At 71.3% G+C, this 2929-nt stretch carries 3 protein-coding genes; 2 read left to right on the top strand and 1 reads right to left on the bottom strand.

All coding sequences use genetic code 11. From position 1 onward, the window contains the following. On the bottom strand, nucleotides 1–507 hold a 507-nt coding region (locus VF665_RS22970; RefSeq protein WP_331055816.1), incomplete at its 3' end, for a CHASE3 domain-containing protein. A 233-nt stretch (nucleotides 508–740) separates the two neighbouring features. On the opposite strand from VF665_RS22970, the gene VF665_RS22965 reads away from it, so the two are divergent. Continuing rightward, nucleotides 741–944 (top strand): DUF1843 domain-containing protein, encoded by a 204-nt coding sequence (locus VF665_RS22965; protein ID WP_331055815.1) that lies wholly within the window; start codon nucleotides 741–743, stop codon nucleotides 942–944. 13 nt (nucleotides 945–957) lie between these two features. Next, a complete protein-coding gene (locus VF665_RS22960) occupies nucleotides 958–2439 on the top strand; it encodes a radical SAM/SPASM domain-containing protein (RefSeq protein ID WP_331055814.1) in 1482 nt (493 codons plus the stop codon). Nucleotides 2440–2929 lie beyond the last annotated feature (490 nt).

The following is a 2929-nucleotide window of genomic DNA, read 5'->3' as shown; positions in this document are numbered from 1 at the left end:
CATCAGCCGCTCGCCCGGCCCGGAGCGCACCACTGCCCGGGAAGCATCGGCCTGCCCCTGCTGGTACAGGCGGATGGTGCGGCTCAGCTCGTTCAGCTTGGCGGTGCCCAAGCGCTGCATCTGCCCAATGCGGGCCTGCTGGCGCGGATTGTCGCGGGTCAGGCCGCGGAGCGCCTCCAGGTCGTGCGCAAAGCGGGCAGCGCCCTGCCGGTACGGAGCCAGGTAGCGCTCATCTCCGGTCAGCAGGTATCCCCGCTGCCCCGTCTCCGCGTCTACCAGGTCCGACACCGTGCGCCCCAGCACCACGGTGACCCGGTACGTGTGCCGCACCCACCCGGTGCTTTCCCGCGAGCGCTGCACGGCCAGCCAGGTCACTCCCGCCAGGAGAAGGATGACGGCGGCCGAGCCAAGGGTCGCGGCCAGCCGCCGCGGGCCGGACAGCCGATACGGCCGCCGCTCCGTTTCCGCCACCGGTGTTCCGTCCTGCGCTGTCACGATCTCCCGCATGAGCATGTCTCCCCGAACTGCCTCGCCGCTCCGTGCACTCCCGCGCGAGCATGGAGGCCCGGTGCGCGGGCACGTCCCGTTCCAGACCGCGGGGCGGCCGCCGGGCCCGCTGCCCGAGCACCTTGCCAGAACACACGTCTTCCGACTATCTATGGAAAGCGGCGCCGCATCGCGCGCCGCGGGGCCGCGCTCCGCCGGGGCGGGCCCCCTCATCCACATCCGGGGAGGTCATCATGGTGTCCACCGATCCCATCATCGGTCCCATCAAGCCCTACGGCCCGCCCATCCGCGACGCGGTGGCCAGCGGCGACACCGCCCGCATGCGCCGCGTGGGCGACAACGCGCGCCTGTGGCTGCAGCAGAACCCCGACCACAAGGACGCCGGCGAAGTGCGCGCGGCGCTCGCCGACCTGGACGGCGCCCTCACCCGCGGCTGAGCGGAGGTCCCTCATGGAAACGGTGCCGGCCCGGTTCGTATCGGAACAGGACGTTCGGTCCGCGGTTCCGGTGCACGTGGTGTGGGAGCTGACGCTTGCGTGCAACCTCAAGTGCCAGCACTGCGGCTCGCGCGCGGGCCGGCGCCGCCAGGACGAGCTGAGCACGGACGAGGCGCTGGCCCTGGTGGCCGACCTCGCCGCGCTCGGCACGCGCGAAGTCACGCTCATTGGCGGCGAGGCGTTCATGCGGCGCGACTGGCTGCAGATCATCCGCGCCATTCGCGACCACGGCATGTCGCCCTCGCTGCAGAGCGGCGGCTACCGCCTGACGGAAGAAAAGGTGAAGCAGGCGGCCGACGCGGGGCTGGTGGCCGCGGGCGTCTCCATCGACGGGCCGCCGGAGCTGCACGACCGGCTGCGCGGGGTACAGGGCTCGTTCGACTGGGCCATGCGCGCGCTGGCCGCCATGCGCGACAATGGGCTGGTGGCCAGCGTGAACACCCAGCTTACCCGCGACGTGATCCCCCACCTGCGCGGGCTGCAGGAGCGCTTTCTGGACGTGCGTGTCAAGAACTGGCAGGTGCAGCTCACCGTGGCCATGGGGCGCGCGGCGGACCACCCGGAGTTTCTGCTGCAGCCGTACGAGCTGCTGGACCTCATGCCGCTGCTGGCGGAGCTGTACCACGCGGGCGAGCCGCGCGGCCTGCTGCTGCAGGCCGGCAACAACGTGGGCTACTTTGGCCCGTACGAGCACCTGTTCCGCGGATACGGCAACGAGGGGGCGCACTACACGGGGTGCCAGGCGGGAACGACGGGGATCGGCATCGAGGCGGACGGCACCATCAAGGGCTGCCCCTCGCTCCCCACCACGCCGTACGCGGGCGGCAACGTAAGGGACACGCCGCTGTCCGTGATGTGGCGGGAAAGCGCGGCCCTCACCTTTGCGCGCGACCGCACGGCGGACGACCTGTGGGGCTTCTGCCGGGGCTGCTACTACGCCGACATCTGCCGGGGCGGGTGCAACTGGACGTCGCACTCGCTCTTTGGCCGGCCGGGGAACAACCCGTTCTGCCACCACCGCGCGCTGGAGCTGGATGCGCACGGCCTGCGCGAGCGCATCGTGCAGGTGGCGGCCGCTCCGGGGTGCTCGTTTGACCACGGCGAGTTCGAGCTGATTCTGGAGCCGGCGGACGGCGCGGCGGAAATGGTGAACGTGATGGAGCTGGCGCGCCGGCTGAACGGCTCGTACTCCGCGGACGCGGTGCCCGCCGCGCCCGCGTACCCGCCGCCGCACGCGGGGCCGCGCCCGTCGCGGCTGCGCGCCACCCCGCCCATGCTGGCCATGTGCCACGCCTGCAGCCGCATGGTGGGCCCGGACGAGGCGTGGTGCCCGTTCTGCCAGGCGAGCCTGCGGGAGTCGCGGGAACAGCACGGCGTGCGGATGGAGCGCGCGCGCCAGGCCAGCGAGCGCATCCTGGAGCTGATCGGCGCGTGACACGCCGGACGGCGCCATCCGTCGTCCGTGTAGCAGAGGAGAAACGGGCCGGAACCCGCGCCGGTGCTGGGAAATCCGCACGGTCCCGTGCACGTCCTCCCCGGTGGACAGGTGGCGGCTTGCGGAACACGGATTCCGCCACGGGAGGATGAACGAAAGGGCCTGTCAGGAAACAGGAGTGTGGTGCGTTGTAGGTTTGTCGGGCGAGCAGGGACGCAGGATTCCGAACCGTTGATGGACACGATCCCGGCACCGCAAGGTAACGAACGATCGTTCGGCACGGATTCTGCCAGATCCGGTAGCAGGTCGCCACCGGACGGCGCGCCAACACCCCCGCCATGGGAGGCGCTTATTCGTACCTTGGGTGTCAGTCTCATCGCCATCGCGGCCGTCGTGGCGAGCCTTGCCGTAGCACGCCAGCGCCAGGACGAGGCGCGCCTGCCGGAAGGTGATCGTAGGCCTCAGCTTTCGCCCGCGCACGGATCTCTGG

Origin of the sequence: Longimicrobium sp. (genome assembly GCF_036387355.1) — a bacterium.
Classification (GTDB): domain Bacteria; phylum Gemmatimonadota; class Gemmatimonadetes; order Longimicrobiales; family Longimicrobiaceae; genus Longimicrobium.
Note: the sequence above shows the minus strand (reverse complement) of the source record. Positions and strands in the feature narration are given on the sequence as shown.